Consider the following 2,365-nt stretch of genomic DNA (forward strand, 5'->3'; position numbering starts at 1 on the left):
ATGGAGACGTTGAAGGAGCCGGTGGTTTCGGCTGTTCAGGCGATGATCAGTGATTTGATCGCGCAGACGGTGAACCAGGGTTTCGGTGCGCAGGACGGGTATGACCTGGGGCGGACGGGGAAGGCGGGTGCGGACGAGTTCAAGGATGCGGTGAAGAACTCGGGGCAGACGTTCACCGAGTCGTTGCGGGACGGGTTGGGTTCGCGGGCGGGGCGGCATGCGCGCAACGGTCTGGAGAACGCGGCGGGTCGTAACGGCGGTGGTGACGATCCGGGGTCGGGCAACAACGACGCGGGCTCGTCGAACAGCAACACGTCGCCGTCCTCGACGTCGAACTCCCCGTCCAACTCGACCAGTTCACCTTCGTCTTCCAGCTCCACGCCGTCGTCGAGCTCTTCGCCGTCCTCGTCCACCTCGAGTCCGTCGAGCACATCCAACACGTCGTCGGGTGACGGCTCCACCTCGCGTGATTCGGGGCCGTCCTCGACCAGTTCGCCGACGCCGACGCCGACGAGCACGGCGCCGAGCCACACGCCGTCGCCTTCGCAGCAGCCGGGTGGTGACTCGTCTCCCTCGCCGCGGACTCCGTCGCCGGCGTTGGACCCGTTCGGTACCCGGGTGGGTCCGGACGCGGCGACGGACGGTCCCTCGCGCACGCCGGTGACGCCGGAGCACAGCACGCCGCCGGCCCGTAACGACGACGGGGGCGGGCGCACCAACACCCCCGCGCCGGAAGGCCGTTCGACGCCGGACAACTCCGGCTCGACCCGTACGCCTGATCACGACTCGGGTTCGACGCGTCCGGCGGCGAACGACGGTCCGTCACGTACCCCCGACCATGACCCGGGCTCGACCCGTCCGGCCGCCAACGACGGTCCGTCGCGTACGCCTGACCATGACCCGGGTTCGACGCGTCCGGCCGCCAACGACGGTCCGTCGCACGCTCCCGACCGTGACCCGGGTTCGACGCGGCCCGCCGCCAACGATGGTCCGTCGCGGACGCCGGACCACGACCCGGGTTCGCCCCGTCCGGCGGCGAATGACGGTCCGTCGCGCACACCGGACCACGACCCTGGCTCCACGCGGCCTGCGGCGAACGACGGTCCGTCGCGTACGCCTGACCACGACCCGGCTCCGTCGCGGCCCGCGCAGGAGTCGCCCGCGCCGACGCTGGGGCCGGTGCGCCCCTCGGAGGCGGGTCCGGTTCCGCAGCCCGCGCACGTTCCGTCGGCGGATGTGCCGACGCCGCGTCACGAGAGCGCGCCGGAGCCCGTGTCGACGCGTCCGGACGCGACGACGCCGTCCCCGCAGCAGCAGCACCAGCCCGCGCCGGAGCGCACCGCGCCGGCCGAGCCCGCCGGCACCGCCACCGACCCGCGCACCCACACCCCGGCACCGTCGCACACCCCGGGCCCCGACGGCACGTCGCCGGCGCCGTCGCGGGTGGACCCGCGGACCGCGTTCGCCAACGACCCCACGCCCAACCCGGCACCGTCGTCGTCGGACCCGTCCTCCCCGGCGGGCACGCCCCGTCTGAACACCGCCGGCCTGGGTGCGACCGCCACCGCACCCTCACCCTCGTCGTCGGACCACCGCCCTAGCCCGCAGCCCACGGGCGACCCGACCCCCAACACCCCTGGCACGCCCGGCACCCCGGGCACCCCCGGTGGTGTTCCGCATGTTGGGGCCCCGCAGGCGGCCACGCCCAGCACCCCGGCGTCGTCCCGCCCGACCGCCCCGCAAGCTCCGTCGACGCCGACCGGTCCGGTGCCCTCGCAGCGCCGCCCCGAGTCCGACGGTCCGACGTTCGGGCCGCGTCCGGCCGCCGACCGCGGACCCGCCACCAACCGCCCGGACCCGCGCGCCGCCTACGCCAACCCCCGCCCCGCCGACATCAACAACCGCCTCAACCCCGACGGGCAGAACACCACCCCGTCGAAGCCCGACAGCACGCCGCGCCCGGACCTGGGCAACCGCCTCAACCCCGACGGGCAGCACACCGCGCCGTCGAAGCCCGACAGCACGCCGCGCCCGGACCTGGGCAACCGCCTCAACCCCGACGGGCAGCACACCACCCCGTCGAAGCCCGACAGCACGCCGCGTCCGGACCTTGGCAACCGTCTCAACCCCGACGGCCAGAACACGGTGCCGAAGGCGGACAGCACCCCGCGCCCGGACATAGGCAACCGGCTCGACCCCACCGGCGACAACTCCCGCCCCGACGCGCCGCGTTCGCACGACACGGACCCCGGCAAGTCGGACATCAACAGCCGCCTGGACCCCGAGGGCCACAACACCCACCGCACCACCGACGACGACGGCCACACGTCGAAGGAGCCCTACCGCCCCGCCACCGAGGACCGCC

At 74.1% G+C, this 2,365-nt stretch carries 1 protein-coding gene and 1 pseudogene; one reads left to right on the forward strand and one right to left on the reverse strand.

Going from position 1 to position 2,365, the window contains the following annotated elements; all coding sequences use genetic code 11:
* Positions 1-35: 35 nt before the first annotated feature.
* Entirely contained in the window at positions 36-755 is a 720-nt protein-coding gene (locus ACWCYY_RS40775) for a hypothetical protein (RefSeq protein ID WP_449798976.1), read from the reverse strand.
* Between the two features lie 517 nt (positions 756-1,272).
* Between ACWCYY_RS40775 and ACWCYY_RS40780 the strand changes: the two are divergent.
* A pseudogene (locus ACWCYY_RS40780) lies at positions 1,273-2,365 on the forward strand (hypothetical protein); the annotation flags it as partial.

Source organism: Kitasatospora sp. NPDC001664, assembly GCF_053596675.1.